Origin of the sequence: Muriicola marianensis (genome assembly GCF_014638095.1) — a bacterium.
Classification (GTDB): domain Bacteria; phylum Bacteroidota; class Bacteroidia; order Flavobacteriales; family Flavobacteriaceae; genus Muriicola; species Muriicola marianensis.
Genome location: NZ_BMFH01000001.1, coordinates 210,681 through 230,275 on the forward strand (window position 1 = coordinate 210,681; position 19,595 = coordinate 230,275).

Here is a 19,595-nt window from a genome sequence, read left to right on the forward strand (position 1 = left end):
ATTTTTTTTTCGCCTTACGCAACACAAAATGTATCTTTGAAGAACGTGAAACGAATACCGACAACCATATGAAATTGTTAGAAGGAAAGAATGTGATCATCACCGGGGCCAGCAGGGGTATTGGTACCGGGATAGCTAAAGTTTTTGCCGCACACGGCGCCAATGTCGCTTTTACCTACAGTTCAAGTGAAGGCCCGGCAATGGCACTGGAAAAGGAACTGTCCTCAGCTGGGGTAAAGGCCAAGGCATACAAAAGCAATGCCGCGGATTACAAGGCGTGCGAGGATCTGATAGCTGCCGTGCTGGAGGATTTTGGCGGGATCGATGTCCTGATCAACAATGCGGGGATCACAAAGGACAACCTGCTGATGAGGATGACGGAGGAGGATTTCGATTCGGTGATCGAGATCAACCTGAAGTCGGTTTTCAACATGACCAAAGCCGTACAGCGAACCCTGCTGAAACAGAGAAGCGGTTCCATTATCAATATGAGCAGTGTGGTAGGGGTAAAAGGCAACGCGGGCCAGACCAATTATGCTGCCTCCAAGGCCGGGATCATCGGCTTTACAAAATCCGTCGCCTTAGAGCTCGGATCCAGGAATATCCGCTGCAACGCCATTGCACCGGGCTTTATAGAAACGGAAATGACCGGGAAGCTCGATGAGAAAACAGTACAGGGATGGAGGGATGCTATTCCGCTAAAAAGGGGCGGTACACCGGAGGATGTGGCCAATGCCTGTCTGTTCCTGGCATCAGACCTGTCTTCCTATGTCAGCGGCCAGGTACTCCACGTAGACGGCGGAATGCTTACCTAAATTATAATCATTTCACTCGAGGATATCAGATACCCATAGGTTCCCATTGAAGAAAGCTACCAAAAGAAGTGAATAATGCAAACGGCAACCCTTCTGGGTATGCTGCTCGCTGCCCTTATCTCTGCGCTTCTGGTCTGGTGGCAATACTATTACAGAGTCGGAAGCAGGAGTAATCAGACCCATGTGCTGGCGTTCCTGCGTTTCCTTGCGGTCTTTGGCTTACTCCTTCTTCTTTTAAACCCAAAGATCTCCAAAACCACCCTGGCCACCAGTAAACAGAACCTTATCCTCCTGTTTGATGACTCGGAATCCATTCAAAGTGCCGGCGCTGATGAAAGGGTCAGACAGATATCAGCGGATCTTTTAGGAGAGAACTACCTGTCAGACAGATTCTACATAAACACCTATGGTTTTGAACGGGAGCTGAACGATGGGGACAGCCTGAGTTTCCAGGGGGAGGTATCCGATATCTCCAGGGCTCTGATGGCACTCAACAAGGTCTATGGGCGAGAGAAAGCGGTCGCTGTCCTGGTGACTGATGGGAATCAGACACTTGGTACTGCCTATGAATACCTGGGCCCTGAACTGAATTTCCCGGTGTTTTCCATGGTGGTGGGGGATACTACCCGATATGCCGACCTGAAGATCAGCCGAGTAAACCTGAATAAATACGCCTTTTTGGAAAACAGCTTTCCTGTAGAAGTCTTTGTTACCTACCAGGGGAGGGATTCGATCTCCAGCAGACTGAATATTCGGCTCGACGGCCGGAATGTGTATCGCAGGAATGTCGACCTGAGTGCGGAGAACAATTCACTTAGGATCAGTACCAACCTGCTCGCTTCAGAGGTTGGACTTAAATCCTTGCTCCTGACCCTGGATTCCATTCCGGGGGAAAAGAATACAGCGAACAACCGCTGGCGCTCCACTATAGAAGTCATTGATGAAAAGACCCGGATCGGGCTCGTTTCAGATATAGCTCACCCGGATATAGGTGCATTGATCAAGGCTATTGAAAGCAATGAACAAAGGCGTGTTACACTTTTCAATGCAAGGGCCACAGCAGGGGAATTGAGTGAAATGGATATGTTGATCCTCTACCAACCCGACAGGGCGTTCTCAGGTGTGTATGATGTAATTCAGCAGTCGGGTCTTAATACATTTATCATCGCAGGTCCGCGTACCGACTTCAACTTCCTTAACAGGGTGCAAAAAGGGCTGCAGGTGAGTAACTTCAATCAGACCGAGGAGATACTTCCGGTGTTAAACTCCGCTTTTGGTCTTTTCGATATCTCAGAATTCTCGGTGGAGGAATTCCCCCCTTTGCTGGGTACCCTCGGTGAGATCCTGATCACCAGGCCCAATGAAAGCATACTCGACCAGCAGATCAGAGGCGTTAATCTCAAGGAGCCCATGCTCACTATCATGACCGATGAGGAAACACGACATGCGTTTTTGTTCGGGGAGAATATTTGGAAATGGAGGCTGCAATCGTTCAGGAATGATCAGGATTTTGAAAATTTCGACCGATTGATGGACAAGATCGTGCTCTACCTCACTTCTGATGGCAGGAGGGAACGGTTAGAGGTGAGATATGAACAGACTTATAATGCAGCATCAGACAGGAAGATCAAGGCGTCTTTCTACGATGCTACCTTTGTCTTTGATCCTGATGCCGAATTAAAGATAAATATCAGGGGTATATATGGAGAGTTTACCACCCAACAAAACATGGTCCTGGCTGACAAGCAGTATGAGACAGACCTGAGCGAATTACCCCCGGGAGAATATAGTTTTTCTGTAACCGCGGAGGGGCAGGATATGCGATCGGATGGCAGGTTCAGGATAGAGGACTTCAATCTGGAGCAACTGTTTGTTTCCAGTGACCCCGGCAGGCTGGCAATGCTGTCAGAGGGTAGCGGAGGCATTTTGTATTACCCGGAGCAGTTGCCTGACCTGATCGTAGAATTGGCTGAAGATCCGAGATTTTCGCCGGTCCAGAAAAGCACAGAAAATGTCGTATCTTTGGTCGACTTCAAAATACTTCTGGGATTGATCGTTCTGGCGCTTGCTGCGGAATGGTTTATCAGGAAATACAACGGATTAATTTAAATACACACGAATGGACAGACTTCCAAAAATCACATTACCAGCAATTTTTATCGTCATCGTACTGGTGATCCTTATATCAAAATCAGCAATTACCATTGGCTCCGGAGAAGCCGGAGTACTCTACCGAACCTTTGGGGATGGGGTAGTTACCGATGAGCCACCTCTGGGTGAGGGATTTCATTTTGTGGCCCCATGGAACAAAGTATTTATCTATGAAGTCAGGAGACAAGAGATCTTTGAAAAGATGAAAGTACTTTCCTCCAACGGACTGGATATCCAGCTCGATGCTTCGGCCTGGTACATGCCAAAATATGAAGACCTGGGGAACCTCCACCAGCAAATCGGGGAGAATTACCTGCAGCGGATTTTGCTGCCCACCATCCGCTCTGCGGCAAGGAGCGTTGTGGGCCGGTATACGCCTGAACAGCTTTATTCCAGTAAACGGGATGCCATACAGAGGGAAATCTACGAAGAGACCAAAAAGATCGTAGAGGATCAATACATCGTATTAGACGAAGTGCTCGTCAGGGATGTTACCCTGCCTCCGACGATCAAGGATGCGATCGAGCGTAAGCTGAAACAGGAACAAGAATCCCTGGAATACGAATTCAGGCTGGTCACGGCAGAAAAAGAAGCGGAGAGGCAGCGAATTGAAGCACAGGGTAAGGCCGATGCAAACCGTATCCTCAGTGCTTCCCTTACGGATAAGATCCTTCAGGATAAGGGGATAGAGGCTACTCTTAAACTCTCTGAGTCGCCTAATGCCAAAGTAGTGGTAGTGGGCTCAGGAGAGTCGGGTTTACCCCTTATTTTAGGAAATAATTAAGCCGTTCAAATTTTTGCAGATTCAAAATAAATTCTACTTTTGCCGGGTATGAAGAGTCAAAATACACATCACCATTCCGCGACTGGCCCTCAAGCAGGTTAGGAATGTATTGTCGTATTCAAAGATATCCGAACCCGTTTGAGCAATCAAACGGGTTTTGTTTTTAGCACCAAAGTGGAAAAGATTTACATATGAAATTGAAAATTGCGATTCAGAAAGCGGGACGTCTCAACGAGGATTCCCTGAACATCCTCAAGGATTGCGGGATCTCCATAGACAATGGTAAGGACCAGCTAAAGGCGTCGGCCAGGAATTTTCCCCTGGAAGTATTTTATCTGCGCAACGGGGACATTCCCCAGTATTTGCGTGATGGTGTCGTTGACGTAGCCATCATTGGCAGCAATGTGCTCGTTGAGAAAGGCACTGATCTCAGGATCGCTGAAAAGCTGGGATTCTCGAAATGCCGGGTATCCCTTGCCGTTCCAAAAAGTGTGAAATACGAATCCATCTCAGACCTTCAGGGCAAGCGAATAGCCACTTCTTATCCCAACACTGTAGAGTCGTACCTCAAGAAAAAAGGCGTAGAGGCCGAGTTGCATATCATCAACGGATCCGTAGAAATCGCCCCTAATATCGGCCTTGCGGATGCCATATGCGATATCGTTTCCAGCGGGAGCACCCTTTTTAAGAACAATCTCAAGGAAGTGGAGAAGATCCTCACCAGTGAAGCAGTACTGGCTGTTTCTCCGAGAATAGGGAAGGAACAGCAGGAGATCCTTGAGAAACTGCAATTCAGGATGCGGTCAGTCCTGGCCGGGCGCCAGTCTAAATACGTACTGATGAACGTTCCCAATGACAGGATCGACAAAGTGATCGACTTGCTACCCGGGATGCGAAGCCCCACAGTCCTGCCATTGGCAGAGGAAGGCTGGAGTTCAGTGCACTCAGTGATCAACAAGGATAAATTCTGGGAGGTAATAGACGAATTAAGGCAGGCCGGGGCGGAAGGGATACTGGTTTGCCCTATTGAAAAAATGGTAATCTGATTTCCTTATGAAAAAGTACTACGATCCGGACAAAAAGGAGTGGGATGAGATCTTGTCCCGTCCCACTTTTACGGTAGGAGATATTGAGGATACCGTAAATGAGGTTTTCCAGGCTGTCAGGCAGAAGGGAGATAAAGCGGTAAAGGATTACACCGAAAAATTTGACGGGGTCGCTCTTGAATCCGCCCTTGTTTCGGAAAATGAGATCATAGCGGCTGAAAAAACCATAGATGAAGGGCTGAAAAGAGCCATCAGGCAGGCCTACGACAATATCCATAAATTCCATGAAGCCCAGAAGACCCCTCCGGTAAAAGTGGAGACATCACCCGGGGTCGTTTGCTGGCAGCAGAAAAGGCCCATTCAAAAGGTGGGGTTGTATATTCCGGGAGGTACAGCCCCCCTCTTTTCTACTATCCTAATGCTGGCTATTCCTGCAAAAATTGCGGGGTGCGAGGAAATCGTCCTGTGCAGTCCCCCAGACAAGAATGGCAACCTGCCGCCTGTGGTGCTTTATACTGCTTCACTGTGTGGGATAGACAGGATCTACAAGGTAGGCGGAATACAGGCTGTGGCAGCCATGACCTTTGGAACACAGACTATTCCCAGGGTCTACAAGATCTTCGGACCCGGAAACCAGTACGTAACCGTAGCCAAACAACTGGCCACAAAATACGGGGTCGCTATCGATATGCCGGCCGGGCCCAGTGAACTCCTGGTCATGGCCGATGATACCGCCGTACCCTCCTTTGTCGCGGCCGATCTTCTGAGTCAGGCCGAACACGGTACCGACAGTCAGGTGGTCCTGGTAACCACCTCCAGAACCTTGCTGCAGCAAGTTGAAGAAGAAGTGAATTCTCAGCTCGATGCACTCCCCAGGAAGACTATCGCCCAAAAAGCAATAGGAAACAGCAGGCTCATCTATATGTCGGATCGGGACAGGGCCATTGATCTGATCAATACCTACGGCCCGGAACACTATATCCTGTGTGTGGAGGACGAGGATTACTTTCTGCAGAATACGATAAATGCAGGTTCTGTTTTTATTGGCAATTACACCCCTGAAAGTGCGGGTGACTACGCTTCGGGAACCAACCACACCCTGCCTACAAACGGCTATGCAAGGCAATACAGCGGAGTGAATCTCGACAGTTTTAACAAGAGCATCACCTTTCAAAAGATATCTGAAGAAGGAATCATGGCCCTGGGGGAAACCATTGAGATCATGGCAGAGGCCGAAGGGTTACGGGCTCACAGGAACGCCGTGACACTCAGGAGAGATCTTTTAAGGCAGAAATCACAGAAGGAGGTATAAGATGGATTCAGCAAAAACAACACAGTTCGATCTCACTCGCCTGATTCGGGAAAATGTCAGGAATATGACACCCTACTCCTCTGCCCGTGATGAGTATGTTTCAGACGGGAGTGAAAAGGTCTTCCTGGATGCCAACGAAAATCCTTTCGGAGATGGGATCAACCGGTACCCTGATCCTCAGCAGCGAACCTTGAAGACCGAATTATCAAAACTCAAGGGGGTGAACCAGGATCAAATCTTGCTAGGGAACGGGAGCGACGAGGTCCTCGATCTGTTTTTTCGGGCTTTCTGTGAGCCCGGGAGAGACAACGTGATCACCGTGCCTCCGACATACGGGATGTACAGCGTTCTGGCCTCCCTTAACAATGTAGAAAACCGAAAGGTCTTGCTACAACGCGACTTTACCCTTGATCTGAATGGCATTTTCAATGTGGTAGACGAAAACACCCGGATGATCTTTCTCTGTTCTCCCAACAATCCTACAGGGAATTCTATCCCTGAGGAACAGGTGGAAAGCTTGTTAAACCGATTCACGGGCCTGGTGATCCTGGATGAGGCCTATATTGATTTCTCCGGTCAGGCCAGCTGGATCAAAGACCTCGACAGGTATCCAAACCTGGCAGTTACCCAGACCTTTTCCAAAGCCTTTGGCATGGCAGGGATACGCCTTGGGAGCTGTTACGCCTCCCGGGAGGTGATCGCTGTACTGAACAAGATCAAACCGCCGTACAATGTCAATGAGCTTACTCAGCGCACGGCCCTGGAAAGGCTGAAAGACCTAGAAAGAGTAAATGAAGAGGTGGAAGTATTGCGCTCGGAACGTGAGGAACTGGCGGGAGCCTTATCAGCATTGAATTTTGTGGAGCGTGTATATCCCAGCGATGCTAATTTTATCCTGGCGGTTGTAGACGACGCAAATCGGAGATACAGGGAGCTTCTGGAAAAGGGATTTATCGTCCGCAACAGGTCCGGTCAGCCCTTATGTAAAAACAGCCTGAGGTTTACTGTGGGAACACAGGAGGAGAACCGCCGCCTCATTGCCGCTTTAAATGATTTAAAATGAAAACTTCAGAAAAAACCAAGGTACTTTTTATTGACAGGGATGGTACCCTGATCAGGGAACCCGAGGATGAGCAGATCGATGCTTTTGAAAAACTCGAATTTTACCCCGGTGTCTTTACCTGGCTGGGCAGGATATGCAGAGAGCTGTCCTACGAACTCGTGATGGTGACAAATCAGGACGGCCTGGGGACGGAATCCTTCCCGGAAGAAACCTTCTGGCCCGTTCAGAATTTCATCATGCAAACCCTTGAAAAGGAAGGGATCAGCTTTAAAGAGGTGTTGATAGACAGGACATTTCCCCATGAAAACGCATCGACCAGAAAACCGAAGACTGGTCTGTTAACCCCATATATGACGGGTAACTACGACCTGGGAAACTCCTTTGTCATCGGGGATCGCCTTACCGATATGGAACTGGCCAAAAACCTCAATGCCAAAGGTGTATTTATCAATAATCACACGGCCCTTGGCAATGACGAACTTTCCGCCAAAGAGGAGGAGATAAGGGCTTGCATCGGCCTGGAGACAGCTTCCTGGAAAGAGATCTACGAATTCCTCAGACTCGGTAATCGACGGGCTCAGCACAGCAGGAACACAAAGGAAACACAGATCTCGATCAGCCTCGACCTGGACGGGAGCGGACAAAGCGATGTATCAACCGGACTTCCTTTCTTTGATCATATGCTCGACCAGCTGGCAAGACACGGACAACTCGATCTGTTCATTAAGGTAAAAGGAGACCTCGAAATAGACGAACACCATACCATAGAGGATACGGCCATAGCTTTGGGAGAAGTATTCCACAAGGCTCTTGGAGACAAGCTGGGGATAGAGCGATATGGCTTTTGCCTGCCCATGGATGACTGCCTGGCGCAGGTAGCCCTGGATTTTGGGGGCCGCAACTGGCTGGTGTGGGAGGCCGAGTTCCGGAGAGAAAAGATCGGCGACATGCCTACCGAGATGTTCTTCCATTTCTTCAAGTCTTTTACGGACGGGGCCAAAGCCAATCTGAACATAAAAGCCGAAGGGACGAACGAACACCATAAGATCGAGGCTATTTTCAAGGCTTTTGCCAAAGCCATCAAAATGGCTGTAAAACAGGATACGGAAAAGATGATACTGCCCTCTACAAAGGGAATGCTTTAGGAAAACTACAATGAAGATTGTCATAATCGATTACGGCGCAGGGAATATTCAGAGTATAATTTTTGCTTTGGATCGCCTTGGCTATACCGCGACCCTCTCAGATGACCCCGAGGTTATTCGAAGTGCAGATAAGGTAATTTTTCCCGGGGTGGGAGAGGCGAGTAGTGCGATGAAGAAACTGGGTCAGCACGGGCTGGAGGAAGTGATTCCTTCTTTGACCCAACCTGTGCTTGGTATCTGCCTTGGCATGCAGCTGATGTGCAGGTATTCAGAAGAAGGAAAGACCAGTGGACTTGGTATTTTTGATGTGGATGTCATTCGATTCTCCGATGACCTGAAGGTGCCCCAGATCGGCTGGAACCAGATCCGCGAACTGAAAACCCCGCTGTTTGACCAGATCCCTGAGAACGGATACATTTACCTGGTCCACAGCTATTACGCTCCCCTTTGTGAAGATACAATTGCTGTTACGGATTACGGGCTCCCCTACAGCAGTGCGGTCTGGAAGGACAACTTCTGGGGAGTGCAATTCCATCCGGAAAAAAGCAGTGCGTTGGGAGAACAGATTTTAAAGAACTTTATTACGCTCTAACATACAGAAATGAGGATCATACCGGCCATAGACATCATAGGGGGCAAATGCGTACGGCTGTCCAAAGGGGACTACGAAACCAAGAAGGTTTATAGTGAGGACCCGCTGGAAATGGCAAAGAAATTTGAAGCCCATGGGGTAGAGTACCTTCATCTTGTGGATCTGGATGGGGCTAAATCGAGTCATATCGTCAATTACAAAGTGCTGGAACAGATCGCTGGGGGAACCTCCCTCATGGTGGATTTTGGGGGCGGACTCAAATCGGATGAAGACCTGAGGATCGCATTTGAATCCGGGGCGAGACAGGTAACGGGTGGCAGTATTGCCGTGAAGGATAAGGAGGTATTCCTGGGCTGGTTACGCGAATACGGGCCTGAGCGTATCATTCTGGGGGCCGATGCTAAAGATGAAAAAATTGCAGTCTCCGGATGGCAGGAGGGCACGGGTGAAGAACTGATCCCCTTTATCCGGATGTATCAGGAGGAAGGTGTGAAATATGTGATCTGTACGGACATCGACAGGGACGGGATGCTGGAAGGTCCATCCGCCGACCTCTACCGGAAGATCCTTGAGAAAACCAGAGATGAAAGCAGATCCGGGATCAACCTGATCGCCAGCGGGGGGATCAGCAGTATGGACGACCTTTATTCTCTGCAGACCCTGGGGTGTGAAGGAGCCATTCTCGGGAAAGCGATCTATGAGAACAGGATCAGCATGAAAGAACTGGAATCATATATTCTGACGGCATGAAAACAAATAGATCTTCCCTGGGTGAGGAATTCATTGAAAATGCAGTGTTCAGGATAGACGAGAGCATGAGGATGGTGCAGAAGAGTCTCGATTTTCTGAAAGAAGAGGATGTGTGGAAAAGACCCAATGAATCCTCCAACAGCATCGGGAATATTCTGGTGCACCTCTGCGGCAATATCACTCAGTACATCCTTGCCGGGTTGGACGGGCGGGAAGACCTCCGGAAAAGAGATGCGGAATTTGCCATTCAGGGAGGTTTGTCGAAGAGTGAATTGATCGACCAGATCAACACCCTGATCCTGAATGTGAAATCGATATTACAGAACCTGTCTGACGAGCAGTTGACGAAGCATTACAAGGTGCAGGGATTCGATCTGAGTGGCGTGGGCATTGTTCTTCACGTGGTGGAGCATTTTTCCTATCACACAGGACAGATAGCGTTCTGGACCAAATTGCTGAAGAACAGGGACCTTGGATTTTATGAGGGGCTCGACCTGAATTTAAAAAACGAAAACGGATGCTGACCAAAAGGATCATACCCTGTCTGGATATCAAGAACGGACGTACCGTAAAAGGGGTGAATTTTGTCGATTTGAGAGATGCCGGCGACCCTGTGGAACTCGCGGCCCGATACGCACAGGAGGGGGCTGATGAACTGGTGTTCCTCGATATCTCGGCAACAGAAGAAGAAAGGAGAACCCTGGCAGACCTGGTACACCGGGTTGCTGAACGGGTCAATATTCCTTTTACCGTGGGAGGTGGGATCTCCTCTGTGGAGGACGTGAGTCGATTGCTCCATAAGGGTGCGGATAAGATCTCGGTCAACTCCTCTGCGGTCAAGAATCCACGACTCATCGATGAGCTGGTAGCCAAATTCGGGTCTCAGTGTATAGTGGTCGCCATCGATGCCAAGCAGATCGACGGCACCTGGAAGGTACATCTGGTGGGAGGTAAGGTGCCTACAGAGCTCGATTTGTTCGCATGGGCGGAAGAAGTCGAAAGGAGGGGAGCCGGGGAGATCCTTTTTACCTCGATGAACCACGATGGTACCAAGAATGGTTTTGCCAATGAAGCACTGGCTAAACTCTCGGAATTGGTAAATATCCCGATCATCGCCTCCGGTGGTGCGGGAAACCGGGATCATTTCTTGCATACCTTTACTAAGGGCAAGGCAGATGCCGCACTTGCCGCCAGCGTTTTTCATTTTAGGGAGATGGAGATCGTGGAATTAAAACAATACCTCCGGGAACAGGGTATTCCGATGCGGCTTTAACAAATAGAATACTAAAACAAGGAATATGGCACTGAATTTTGAAAAGAACCAAGATAACCTGGTACCGGCTATCATACAGGACACACGGACTAAAAACGTCCTTATGCTGGGGTTCATGAACCACGAAGCGCTTGAGCAGACCATGAAGACCGGAAAGGTTACCTTTTTCAGTCGCACCAAAAACAGGCTCTGGACCAAGGGAGAGGAGAGCGGCAATTTCCTCCTGGTAGAAGATATACAAGAGGATTGCGACAAGGACACACTCCTGATCAGGGTAACGCCCCAGGGCCCGACCTGCCATCTGGGCACCGACACCTGCTGGGGAGAAGACAACAAAACCACCTATGGTTTTCTGTCCCACCTGGAAGGTATTATCGCATCCAGACAAGAAAATGCCTCAGGAGACCAGAGTTATGTCGCTTCCCTCTTTGAAAAGGGAATCAACAAGATCGCACAAAAAGTGGGAGAAGAAGCCATAGAGGTGGTAATCGAAGCCAAAGATGCGCATGACGATCGGTTTTTAAACGAGAGTGCAGACCTGTTGTTTCATTTCCTGATCCTTCAGAGGGCCCGGGGATTTTCCCTGGACAGGGTAGTGGATGTCCTCGAAGAGAGGCACAAGGCAGTGACCTAAGGGCCTACCACCAGACGACAAAGAATTTTTCAAACTCACCATTGGCCTTTTTCATCCAAACCAGGGTTGAATGTTGTTTTATCATTCGCAAGTTAAGTTCGAGTAAAGTATCATAATAAGGCATCCAACTATCAGTATCATAGCTGTTTAACACCCATTCTTCCTTAGCGGGAAAGTAGTACTCGTGATCGCGGAATGCAGGAGACTCAAAATCTTCCATCCGCATCCATGAGCCCACTACACAGCGGGTATTGAGGGGCCTTATCCCGACCCTCTCTGCACTATAAGGGATAAAGAGTTGCGCCTTAAAACATACTTTTTGATCCAGATTTGCCGGATGTAACCCCATGGCCTCAAGGACCTTTGTTCCTTCCTCAGAATACGGAAGGGAAAACTGGCCCTCCTTTAATTTGTCAAGTTTGGTAAAGAACATATCCTTTCTGTTGGGGCCCACTAACTGGTAGATGGGTTCGCTAATGTCCGTATCGACCAGGTAGAATTTATAGGTCAGTTCCACATGAACTGCACGGTCCTCGTGTATATGCCTGAGCAGAAAATCGATCTCGCCTAATGTTATCTTGTCCCTTCTCACCAGAATATTCTGTCCGATCAGTCCATATGTTTCCTGCCCCTTGAGGAGGGACAGGAAAATGCGCTCCATTTTGTGCCCCAGCCTCATGCCCGAACTGAAGGTTTCAGGTCTGACTGCAGACAAATCGATCTCGGGGAGCTGAAACTGTTCCATGCCGAATTGAGAGCGGGTCCAAAGGGGAGGGGTTTGCAGAAAAGCTTTTGCCAGGTCAGTAAATCGATCCTTCATAAAATCAAAAATACATCAACCGTTAAGGTTTATTTAAAAGGCCGATACGTAGCGTGAAATATAGTATTTTTATGCTATGGCTATGAAAATCAGATCCGGCTTTCGTTTTACCAATTACGAGGCGCCTGAACAAACTCCCTTCGAAAAACTCTTTGAGATCTTCCAGGAACTCATCACCCATACTTCCGGGGATGTGGAGGAGGCGTTGGATTGGTTGAGGGAACTCGACAAGGAATACGACCTCACAGATGAGGACTATACCATAGATGATTTTAAAGAAGACCTGAAGGCGAAGGGCTATCTGCGAGAGGAGATCGATCCCAGCCAGGGAGGAGACGGAGAAGGCAACCCGGGGGAAGGTCTGTTGTCAATCACTGCAAAAATGGAACGCATCATCCGGCAGAGGGCACTTGACCAGATCTTTGGGAAGATCAAACGCAGCGGTTCCGGGAATCACCGAACCGGGAAGTCGGGCGCAGGGGACGAACACACGGGCGATTTCAGGGAATATCGTTTCGGAGATTCCCTCGACAGGATCTCCATGACAGAAAGCCTGAAAAATGCCCAGGTGAATCATGGGCTGGACGGTTTTTCCCTTACTGAGGACGATCTGGTGGTGGAAGACACCCACCATAAAGCCCAGATGAGTACGGTCCTGATGATCGACATCAGCCACAGCATGATCCTCTACGGCGAAGACCGTATCACCCCGGCTAAAAAGGTGGCTATGGCCCTGGCAGAATTGATCACTACCCGCTATCCAAAGGACACCCTGGATATCCTTGTCTTCGGCAATGACGCCTGGCCGATACCGATAAAAGATTTGCCCTACCTCAAAGTAGGGCCTTACCACACCAATACCGTGGCGGGATTGCAGCTGGCCATGGACATGCTCAGGAGGAAGAAGAACACGAACAAACAGATCTTTATGATTACCGACGGGAAGCCAAGTTGTCTGAGACTGCCCGATGGCACCTATTACAAGAACAGTGTGGGTCTGGATGATTTCATTGTGGAGAAATGTTACAATATGGCCAGGCAGGCACGTAAACTCCATATTCCCATCACCACCTTTATGATCGCCCAGGATCCATACCTTATGCAATTCGTAAGGCATTTTACAGAGGCGAACAAAGGGAAAGCCCTGTTTACAGGATTAAAAGGCCTGGGAGAGATGATCTTTGAGGACTATGAAAAAAACCGAAAGAAAAGATTGAAATAGAACTATTTGAAAAAGAAATAAATACATGAAGCTGGAATACGACAAGATCAGGACCCTGGGCGATCTAAAAAAAGCGGGGTACCAAAGCCGGAGTATCAAAGACGAGTTGAGAAACAACCTCAAACAGCGCATCAGGGAAGGTAAGGATACCTTTAGCGGGGTCTGGGGATATGAAGATTCCGTCATCCCCGAACTAGAGAGGGCCATCCTTTCCAGGCATAATATAAACTTGCTCGGTCTCAGGGGACAGGCCAAGACCCGTTTAGCGCGACTTATGGTCAATCTCCTGGATGAATATATCCCCGTGGTCGAAGGATCAGAGATCAATGACGATCCTTTGTTACCCATCTCCCGATACAGCAAAAAACTTATTGAGGAGAAAGGGGATGACACGCCTGTTACCTGGTTGCACAGGGAAGAGCGTTTCTATGAGAAGCTGGCAACTCCGGATGTTACTGTAGCAGATCTGATAGGGGATGTGGACCCAATAAAGGCTGCGAACTTGAAACTTTCTTACGCCGATGACCGGGTAATTCACTTCGGAATGATCCCAAGGGCCAATCGGTGCATTTTCGTGATCAACGAATTACCGGACCTCCAGGCCAGGATACAGGTATCTCTCTTCAACATTCTCCAGGAGGGAGACATACAGATCAGGGGGTTTAAACTGAGACTTCCCCTCGACATACAGTTCGTCTTTACGGCAAACCCCGAGGATTATACCAATCGCGGTAGCATCGTCACCCCTTTAAAGGACCGGATAGGCTCTCAGATCCTTACCCATTATCCAAAGGAGATCGAGACCGCCAGAAAAATTACTGCTCAGGAAGCCAAGCTGGACGGGGAGCAGGAGAATATGGTATATGTACCGGAACTGGCAAAAGTCCTGCTGGAACAGATCAGTTTTGAGGCACGCAAAAGTGAGTATGTAGATGCTAAAAGCGGCGTCAGTGCACGTACCAGCATTACGGCCTATGAAAACCTGCTGAGTACCGCAGAACGGAGGGCCCTGGCTCAGGGTGCATCGGCAACTTCAGTCCGACTCTCAGATTTTATGGGGATCATTCCCTCCATTACCGGGAAGATCGAGCTGGTCTATGAAGGGGAACAGGAAGGGGCAGATGCGGTCGCCCTCATGCTGATTGAAGATGCGATAAAAACCCTATTCCCTGATTATTTCCCTGCCATTTTAAAACTGGAACAAAAAAATGCAGAAGGTCCCTACGACGATCTTATCCTCTGGTTCTTTGAGAGGGAAGGACTTGAGTTGCCCGATGGGCAGACAGATGAGGAATACAGGGAACTTCTGAACAGTATTCCCCCTTTGCAGGCACTGATCCGCAAACACCAGCCGAAAGTGAAGGAAAAGGATGCCTATTTTCTGAAGGAATTCCTTCTCTGGGGTCTTGTGGCCCATAAAAAACTCAGCAAGCAGCGATATAGCAAAGGGTTCCAGCTCAAGGACCTCTACGGAGGATACATCAGCAAACTGTAAAAAAAACCCCCCGTCTTTGCGGGGGGCCTTTGTGCTGCCATAGCACATCGCGCTCATGTCTGGTGACGATGAGGGATTTATTCGTGTATCCTGTCCAGGGTGTAAGATCCTATTCGTATCCTCCGGTGTTTAAAAGCTGTGAGAGTCAGGATGATCAAAAAAGATTGTAAAGCCAAAATAAACGCGCCTACCGGCAGGAATGTCTTCGGGAATACCTGCTCGGAATAATCAAAGTAAGTCAGGAGGATATACAGGGTTTCAGCCAGTTTAAAGATGTAAACCGGAAGAATAGCATACATCGCAAACTCTAGATTTCTCAACAGGTTCAACTGTGTACTCTCATCACTCCCGACGCGTTTCAATACACGGATAAATATAAAGTGCACCATGATCAGGAGCGCAAAAATGTAGTTGTCTATTTTTTGGAAATAGAATTTGTTGGTATACAAACCGTAGAATCCGCAAATCACTATCAGGGGAAGAACCGTCACGGAAAGGTAGAAGAACTTTTTCCAGGGCAGTAGTTTCAAGATACGCTTCATTATTCAGACGGCTTCATTGAATTTTTCATATCCAGAACGAGCACCTGAAAACGTTTATTTGAAAAAAATCGTTGAACTGCAAGGAATGTTGAGTATACCTTAAAATGTGTGGTGAAGAGCCAAATTTGAAAGCCTTAAGTTTAGATGTTCATGCCCTTGGTTTGCGAAATGGATACGACTTAAAAGAAGTGCAGGTTCTCCATATCCATTCCAGCGGACCGTAGTGAAATCTTTTCATCCACCAAATACTGATAACTATTTGTAAGACAATAAGCAGCAAAGCCGCACCAAAGGTATAGGTATTACTCAGGGTTCCGATATAACCTAGACCCCATCCATAAAAGAAAAAAGTTCCCAAGATACTCTGAAGGACATAGTTTGATAAGGCGGTTCTCCCATAAGCCTTAAAAACATCCAGATATTTCCGCCATCTTTCCGCTCTGTATACGATCACAAAAAGACAGAGCAGGGTCATCGTGATAGCGATGTTGACCAGGTCGTAACCCGTAAGCCCGATCATGGCATACCAATTGTCGAAGGTAGGCTCCGGACCGATCTTCGCGAAAGAAGCCACGGTGATGAAAACGGCTACGCAAAAGAGGATAAGGGAGGCCCAAAGCAGGTCCCTTGTTAGCTTTTTCTTGGCCATAAAATTTTTGAAAAACTCAATTCTACCCGTGTAGAACCCGAGAAGAAAAAAACCAAAGGTGAGGTAAGCCCTAGAAAATATGCCAAATTGAAAATCCAGTTTCATGATATGGCCGTTCCAGGCATTGCTCCGAAACACTTGCCAGATTGAACCTTCGCTGAGGATACCGTAATATTGGATCATCAGTGGGTTTTCAGCAGTAAGTTCCCCCAAGGCAAATAGACTCTGACCCTGTGTGAAAATGAATGTGACAAAGCGGCCTGTTCCCAAAAAGATCAGGGCAATAGTCCCGAGGATCCACGGGGATCTGAGTTTGTAAAAAAATAGCAGGAATACCCCCAGCATGGCATAGATGGTCAGGATATCTCCACGGTAAAAAAGGCTGTGGAGGTAGCCTATGATCATCAGAAGTACCATACGCCACAGGAAGCGGTATCTGTAATCGACGCCTTTAAAATAGGCATTGTTCATCTGTATATAAAAACTCAGTCCGAAAAGGAAGGAGAAGAGCGCAAAGAATTTTCCTCTCAGCAAGATCAGAACGATCCCGTCAATCACATAGTCAAACACTCCCTGATGTGCCGCCTCAACCGCAGATTCAGGTACGGGAGCTGCCACGTAATTCTCTACCATATGCACAATGACGATACCGGCCAAGGCAAATCCGCGCAGGGCGTCAATGATATCGATCCGTGATTTTTTAGCAGAGGTCATGAAGATGCGGTTATAAAGAACAAACAGGGTATGAGCGAATTCATTGCGAATTCACCTGAGGAATCAATCGGTGCCTGTCGGGTAGATTTCCCGGAGATCAGGTGATCCAGGTCTTACGCTCACTGAGACGAGCGAAGAAAACGAGCAATATCGCTATGATGATCACCATGACGGGGATGATCACGGCCTCTGTTTGTCCATAAACTTCACTGGCATTGGTCATAAAGAAGCTGTAGCCCATTTGTACAATGACTCCAATAAGGGACAGACCTAAAGCCGACTTAGCCCATTTTTTTCTCAGGAGGAGTCCGATGCACCCGGCCGCTCCGAACCAGACGGCAACGGCGAATGCTGCTGTGACCCATGCCGGGGTGTTTTCCATGAGTTCTACCTGAGCAGGGGTCATTTCAGCTTTGATCGCCTCCTTCATAAAGGCAGTTCCCAAATAATTCATGACTCCCATCAGGTTCCACAATAAGGCGAGAACACTGACCACCCAGAACCAGACCGGGGGTTTTGTTGCTGATTGTTTGTTCATCTCAGTTTGTTTTGGTAGTTGATAATCCAAAATACAAATTTTTTGTTTTGTTCGGGTCCTATCGTGAAAATGGGATCATCGAATCTCATATCGTCATTATTGTAATATCTTTAATAGGAAGAATCGGATATGAGAGGGAAATTTACCTATGTGGTTTGGATTCAATACCTTGGATTCAGGTTTAGCGGCTGGCAGAGGCAACCCGGTCAGAAAACCATCGAAGGGATGATCCGCAAGACCCTGAAATTTGTGCGGCCAGGTAAATCCTTTAAAATTCTGGGTGCCAGCAGGACAGATGCCAAGGTCTCTGCCTTCAGGATGGCGTTCCAATTGATTTCAGAGGATGATCTTAATGACCAATTGCCTGAATTTATTGAGAAGATGAACGAAAATCTACCTCCGGACATACGCCTCCTCAGGATGCACCAGGCAAGGGAAGGCCTCAATATCATCAAAGATGCCAGGAAAAAGGAATACGTTTATTTTTTCTCCTGTGGTGCCGGGAATCATCCCTTTTCTGCTCCCTTTATTGTCAACTTCCAAGGGGAACTGGACATCGACCTGATGCGAGATACGGCCCTGTTGTTCGAAGGGGATCATTCCTTTCATAATTTTACTGCCCGACTCAAAGAAGGAAAGCAGGTACGGAGAAATGTCAGTCATTGCCGGATTACAGAGAACAAAGAGCTGACCGCCAATTTTTTTCCCGACAAACATTACGTTCTCAGGGTTCGTGGAGACGGTTTTATGCGGTACCAGATCAGGATGATGATGGGTGCCCTGGTACTTGTGGGAAGCGGAAAGATGGAACCGGCAATTTTACAAAAGGCCTTGCAAGAAGGGGAGAAGGTATCTATTCCCTATATAGCTCCATCGTCTGGCCTGTTTTTAAAGAACATGGAACTGCTGTAGCCCGTTTTGTTTTATATCTTTAAAGGAAAGTAGTAGAACATGGCTAAAATGCATTTTCCGCTCAACAAGATCCACAAGAAGAGATTCCGGACCCATAAAAAAGTGGGAAAGGCTCCGGGGACGATCACCTACCTTGGGTATCGGGAAGATTCTGTAAGCTCTCTCGACGTCATTGCCTACGATGAAGAGCAGGTAGAACAATACAGTCCTGTAAATGTAGAATCCCTCCTTGATAACCGGGGCGAGAAGGTTAAATGGATCAACCTGGTGGGGCTTAGCGATGAAGGTTTTGTAGAAAAACTCGGACATACCTTCCAGATGAACACACTTGTTCTGGAAGATGCGGTCAACACCCAGCAACGTCCCAAGATCGACGAGTATGAGTCTTATATTTTCGGGGTGTTTAAAATGATCTATTTGGATGCCCAGCAGAACATCGTGATAGAACACGTGGCTCTTACCCTGTTTGAAAATGACGTGCTGGTTTTCCAGGAATTAAAGGAAGACGTCTTTGGATCGGTCCGGGACAGGATTTTGGGAAAATTAGGGCGTATCAGGACCCGTGGGGCAGATTACCTTTACTTCGCTCTGCTCGATGCTATAATCGATAACTACTTTGTGGTGCTGGAACACGTGCAGGAACAAATAGAAATCCTGGAAGAGGAGGTCTACAAAAAACCAAAACCCAGGACAGCTCAAAAGATACAGGAACTAAAGAAAGAAGTCCTGAGGATCCGTCGGTATATCTCCCCGGTAAAGGAACTGGTCAGCAGGCTGATCGATTCGGAAAATCCGATCATTAAGAAAGACACCAAACTTTTCCTGAGGGATGTGCTGGATCACTGCCTGGAGATCAATGAGACCCTCCAGATCTACAGGGAAATGGTGATGAGCCTGATGGAAATGTACATGAGTAATGTGAGCAACAAGATGAATGAGGTAATGAAGGTACTAACGGTCATGGCCTCCATTTTTATTCCCCTAACCTTTATCGTGGGTATATACGGGATGAACTTTGACAATATGCCCGAGTTGCACTGGGAAAATGGATATTATATGGTCTGGGGCCTTATGATAACGGTCCTCATCATCATGCTGATCTACTTCAGAAGGAGAAAATGGATTTGAGACAGATACT

The 19,595-nt window shown here is 48.0% G+C and carries 20 protein-coding genes; 16 read left to right on the forward strand and 4 right to left on the reverse strand.

Going from position 1 to position 19,595, the window contains the following annotated elements; translation table 11 throughout:
* Nucleotides 1–68 precede the first annotated feature (68 nt).
* From fabG to hisIE, 12 genes are all read left to right on the forward strand, one after another.
* Nucleotides 69–815: a 3-oxoacyl-[acyl-carrier-protein] reductase gene (fabG, locus tag IEV19_RS01050; protein ID WP_188368853.1), complete on the forward strand. Its 747-nt coding sequence runs from the start codon at nucleotides 69–71 to the stop codon at nucleotides 813–815.
* A 75-nt stretch (nucleotides 816–890) separates the two neighbouring features.
* Nucleotides 891–2,924, forward strand: a complete 2,034-nt coding sequence (locus IEV19_RS01055; protein WP_188368854.1) for a VWA domain-containing protein — start codon at nucleotides 891–893, stop codon at nucleotides 2,922–2,924.
* A 10-nt stretch (nucleotides 2,925–2,934) separates the two neighbouring features.
* Complete coding sequence (locus tag IEV19_RS01060; RefSeq protein WP_188368855.1) at nucleotides 2,935–3,750, forward strand: prohibitin family protein; 816 nt, start codon at nucleotides 2,935–2,937, stop codon at nucleotides 3,748–3,750.
* Between the two features lie 191 nt (nucleotides 3,751–3,941).
* Nucleotides 3,942–4,796, forward strand: a complete 855-nt coding sequence (hisG, locus tag IEV19_RS01065) for an ATP phosphoribosyltransferase (RefSeq protein ID WP_188368856.1) — start codon at nucleotides 3,942–3,944, stop codon at nucleotides 4,794–4,796.
* A 7-nt stretch (nucleotides 4,797–4,803) separates the two neighbouring features.
* Nucleotides 4,804–6,108 carry a histidinol dehydrogenase gene (hisD, locus tag IEV19_RS01070; protein WP_188368857.1) on the forward strand — a complete coding sequence of 435 codons (1,305 nt, stop codon included), beginning with the start codon at nucleotides 4,804–4,806 and terminating at the stop codon, nucleotides 6,106–6,108.
* Nucleotide 6,109: 1 nt separating this feature from the next.
* Nucleotides 6,110–7,171: a histidinol-phosphate transaminase gene (gene hisC / locus IEV19_RS01075; protein WP_188368858.1), complete on the forward strand. Its 1,062-nt coding sequence runs from the start codon at nucleotides 6,110–6,112 to the stop codon at nucleotides 7,169–7,171.
* Nucleotides 7,168–8,316, forward strand: a complete 1,149-nt coding sequence (hisB, locus tag IEV19_RS01080; RefSeq protein ID WP_188368859.1) for a bifunctional histidinol-phosphatase/imidazoleglycerol-phosphate dehydratase HisB — start codon at nucleotides 7,168–7,170, stop codon at nucleotides 8,314–8,316. Before hisC ends, hisB begins: the two co-directional genes overlap by 4 nt.
* A 10-nt stretch (nucleotides 8,317–8,326) precedes the next feature.
* Nucleotides 8,327–8,908 (forward strand): imidazole glycerol phosphate synthase subunit HisH, encoded by a 582-nt coding sequence (gene hisH, locus IEV19_RS01085; RefSeq protein WP_188368860.1) that lies wholly within the window; start codon nucleotides 8,327–8,329, stop codon nucleotides 8,906–8,908.
* A gap of 9 nt (nucleotides 8,909–8,917) precedes the next feature.
* Entirely contained in the window at nucleotides 8,918–9,658 is a 741-nt protein-coding gene (gene hisA, locus IEV19_RS01090; RefSeq protein ID WP_188368861.1) for a 1-(5-phosphoribosyl)-5-[(5-phosphoribosylamino)methylideneamino]imidazole-4-carboxamide isomerase, read from the forward strand.
* Nucleotides 9,655–10,182: a DinB family protein gene (locus IEV19_RS01095; protein ID WP_188368862.1), complete on the forward strand. Its 528-nt coding sequence runs from the start codon at nucleotides 9,655–9,657 to the stop codon at nucleotides 10,180–10,182. The genes hisA and IEV19_RS01095 overlap by 4 nt, the downstream gene beginning before the upstream one ends.
* Complete coding sequence (hisF, locus tag IEV19_RS01100) at nucleotides 10,176–10,931, forward strand: imidazole glycerol phosphate synthase subunit HisF (RefSeq protein WP_188368863.1); 756 nt, start codon at nucleotides 10,176–10,178, stop codon at nucleotides 10,929–10,931. The genes IEV19_RS01095 and hisF overlap by 7 nt, the downstream gene beginning before the upstream one ends.
* A gap of 25 nt (nucleotides 10,932–10,956) precedes the next feature.
* Nucleotides 10,957–11,565, forward strand: coding sequence for a bifunctional phosphoribosyl-AMP cyclohydrolase/phosphoribosyl-ATP diphosphatase HisIE (hisIE, locus tag IEV19_RS01105; protein ID WP_188368864.1), 609 nt, complete (start codon nucleotides 10,957–10,959; stop codon nucleotides 11,563–11,565).
* 4 nt (nucleotides 11,566–11,569) lie between these two features.
* Here the strand turns inward: hisIE and IEV19_RS01110 are convergent, their stop codons facing one another.
* Nucleotides 11,570–12,385 (reverse strand): DUF1853 family protein, encoded by an 816-nt coding sequence (locus IEV19_RS01110; RefSeq protein ID WP_188368865.1) that lies wholly within the window; start codon nucleotides 12,383–12,385, stop codon nucleotides 11,570–11,572.
* A gap of 76 nt (nucleotides 12,386–12,461) precedes the next feature.
* Between IEV19_RS01110 and IEV19_RS01115 the strand changes: the two genes are divergently transcribed.
* Nucleotides 12,462–13,607: a vWA domain-containing protein gene (locus IEV19_RS01115; protein WP_188368866.1), complete on the forward strand. Its 1,146-nt coding sequence runs from the start codon at nucleotides 12,462–12,464 to the stop codon at nucleotides 13,605–13,607.
* A 25-nt stretch (nucleotides 13,608–13,632) separates the two neighbouring features.
* Entirely contained in the window at nucleotides 13,633–15,102 is a 1,470-nt protein-coding gene (locus IEV19_RS01120; RefSeq protein WP_188368867.1) for a magnesium chelatase, read from the forward strand.
* A 77-nt stretch (nucleotides 15,103–15,179) separates the two neighbouring features.
* Here the strand turns inward: IEV19_RS01120 and IEV19_RS01125 are convergent, their stop codons facing one another.
* From IEV19_RS01125 to IEV19_RS01135, 3 genes are all read right to left on the reverse strand, one after another.
* Nucleotides 15,180–15,644: a hypothetical protein gene (locus IEV19_RS01125; RefSeq protein WP_188368868.1), complete on the reverse strand. Its 465-nt coding sequence runs from the start codon at nucleotides 15,642–15,644 to the stop codon at nucleotides 15,180–15,182.
* A gap of 148 nt (nucleotides 15,645–15,792) precedes the next feature.
* Entirely contained in the window at nucleotides 15,793–17,007 is a 1,215-nt protein-coding gene (locus IEV19_RS01130) for a DUF418 domain-containing protein (RefSeq protein ID WP_188368869.1), read from the reverse strand.
* Nucleotides 17,008–17,104: 97 nt separating this feature from the next.
* On the reverse strand, nucleotides 17,105–17,545 hold the full coding sequence (locus IEV19_RS01135; RefSeq protein ID WP_188368870.1) for a hypothetical protein: 441 nt from the start codon (nucleotides 17,543–17,545) through the stop codon (nucleotides 17,105–17,107).
* A gap of 129 nt (nucleotides 17,546–17,674) precedes the next feature.
* Here IEV19_RS01135 and IEV19_RS01140 point away from each other — a divergent pair, with 129 nt between their 5' ends.
* Nucleotides 17,675–18,457, forward strand: a complete 783-nt coding sequence (locus tag IEV19_RS01140) for a tRNA pseudouridine synthase A (protein WP_188368871.1) — start codon at nucleotides 17,675–17,677, stop codon at nucleotides 18,455–18,457.
* 39 nt (nucleotides 18,458–18,496) lie between these two features.
* The gene (gene corA, locus IEV19_RS01145; RefSeq protein ID WP_229732440.1) at nucleotides 18,497–19,585 is read left to right on the forward strand and encodes a magnesium/cobalt transporter CorA; all 1,089 of its coding nucleotides are present in this window, start codon (nucleotides 18,497–18,499) and stop codon (nucleotides 19,583–19,585) included.
* The last annotated feature ends 10 nt before the right edge of the window (nucleotides 19,586–19,595 follow it).

What these genes read in the sequence shown, in the direction of transcription:
- IEV19_RS01110 (WP_188368865.1), bottom strand. Translation starts at nt 12,385, where the DNA reads ATGAAGGATCGATTTACTGACCTGGCAAAAGCTTTTCTGCAAACCCCT.
- hisH (WP_188368860.1), top strand. Translation starts at nt 8,327, where the DNA reads ATGAAGATTGTCATAATCGATTACGGCGCAGGGAATATTCAGAGTATA.
- IEV19_RS01135 (WP_188368870.1), bottom strand. Translation starts at nt 17,545, where the DNA reads ATGAACAAACAATCAGCAACAAAACCCCCGGTCTGGTTCTGGGTGGTC.
- hisC (WP_188368858.1), top strand. Translation starts at nt 6,110, where the DNA reads ATGGATTCAGCAAAAACAACACAGTTCGATCTCACTCGCCTGATTCGG.
- hisG (WP_188368856.1), top strand. Translation starts at nt 3,942, where the DNA reads ATGAAATTGAAAATTGCGATTCAGAAAGCGGGACGTCTCAACGAGGAT.
- hisF (WP_188368863.1), top strand. Translation starts at nt 10,176, where the DNA reads ATGCTGACCAAAAGGATCATACCCTGTCTGGATATCAAGAACGGACGT.
- IEV19_RS01095 (WP_188368862.1), top strand. Translation starts at nt 9,655, where the DNA reads ATGAAAACAAATAGATCTTCCCTGGGTGAGGAATTCATTGAAAATGCA.
- hisD (WP_188368857.1), top strand. Translation starts at nt 4,804, where the DNA reads ATGAAAAAGTACTACGATCCGGACAAAAAGGAGTGGGATGAGATCTTG.
- IEV19_RS01140 (WP_188368871.1), top strand. Translation starts at nt 17,675, where the DNA reads ATGAGAGGGAAATTTACCTATGTGGTTTGGATTCAATACCTTGGATTC.
- IEV19_RS01125 (WP_188368868.1), bottom strand. Translation starts at nt 15,644, where the DNA reads ATGAAGCGTATCTTGAAACTACTGCCCTGGAAAAAGTTCTTCTACCTT.
- IEV19_RS01130 (WP_188368869.1), bottom strand. Translation starts at nt 17,007, where the DNA reads ATGACCTCTGCTAAAAAATCACGGATCGATATCATTGACGCCCTGCGC.
- IEV19_RS01055 (WP_188368854.1), top strand. Translation starts at nt 891, where the DNA reads ATGCAAACGGCAACCCTTCTGGGTATGCTGCTCGCTGCCCTTATCTCT.
- fabG (WP_188368853.1), top strand. Translation starts at nt 69, where the DNA reads ATGAAATTGTTAGAAGGAAAGAATGTGATCATCACCGGGGCCAGCAGG.
- hisB (WP_188368859.1), top strand. Translation starts at nt 7,168, where the DNA reads ATGAAAACTTCAGAAAAAACCAAGGTACTTTTTATTGACAGGGATGGT.
- corA (WP_229732440.1), top strand. Translation starts at nt 18,497, where the DNA reads ATGGCTAAAATGCATTTTCCGCTCAACAAGATCCACAAGAAGAGATTC.
- hisA (WP_188368861.1), top strand. Translation starts at nt 8,918, where the DNA reads ATGAGGATCATACCGGCCATAGACATCATAGGGGGCAAATGCGTACGG.
- IEV19_RS01120 (WP_188368867.1), top strand. Translation starts at nt 13,633, where the DNA reads ATGAAGCTGGAATACGACAAGATCAGGACCCTGGGCGATCTAAAAAAA.
- IEV19_RS01060 (WP_188368855.1), top strand. Translation starts at nt 2,935, where the DNA reads ATGGACAGACTTCCAAAAATCACATTACCAGCAATTTTTATCGTCATC.
- hisIE (WP_188368864.1), top strand. Translation starts at nt 10,957, where the DNA reads ATGGCACTGAATTTTGAAAAGAACCAAGATAACCTGGTACCGGCTATC.
- IEV19_RS01115 (WP_188368866.1), top strand. Translation starts at nt 12,462, where the DNA reads ATGGCTATGAAAATCAGATCCGGCTTTCGTTTTACCAATTACGAGGCG.